The organism is Bacillus sp. VA15, assembly GCF_055721145.1.
The window spans coordinates 1-444 of sequence record NZ_JBVQPQ010000034.1; the positions used below are offsets into that span (position 1 = coordinate 1).

The following is a 444-nucleotide window of genomic DNA, read 5'->3' on the forward strand; positions in this document are numbered from 1 at the left end:
CATGTAGGCAATCAGCGGCACAATTTTATGGATCATATCTGCCGTGGTGCCCTGCTGGCGGATCTCGCCGTTAACCTTCAGGCTGAGCGGGGTGTTCTGCGGATCGTCGGTAAATTCACATACCGGGATAAAACCGGAGATCGGGCAAGCGTTATCAAACCCTTTGGCCTTTTCCCACGGCTGCCCCGCTTTCTTCATTTTGCCCTGAACATCACGCAGGGTCAGGTCGAGCGCGACACCGTATCCGGCAATCGCCTTTTGCACATGCTCTTCGGAGGCCTGACGCAGCGTCGCGCCAATCAGCACGGCCAGCTCCACTTCATGATGCACCGACCCCAACCCCTGCGGCAGCGCCAGCGGCTGGCGAATGTCGCACAGCGCGGTTTCTGGCTTGATGAACAGGACCGGCTCGTCTGGCGTCGCGCTGCCCATCTCCTGAATATG

General features: G+C 59.0%; 1 protein-coding gene. It reads right to left on the minus strand.

Annotated elements, in window-relative coordinates; all coding sequences use genetic code 11:
• On the minus strand, positions 1-432 hold a 432-nt coding region (locus tag AC0DBE_RS21605), incomplete at its 3' end, for a fumarylacetoacetate hydrolase family protein (RefSeq protein WP_472963746.1).
• Positions 433-444 lie beyond the last annotated feature (12 nt).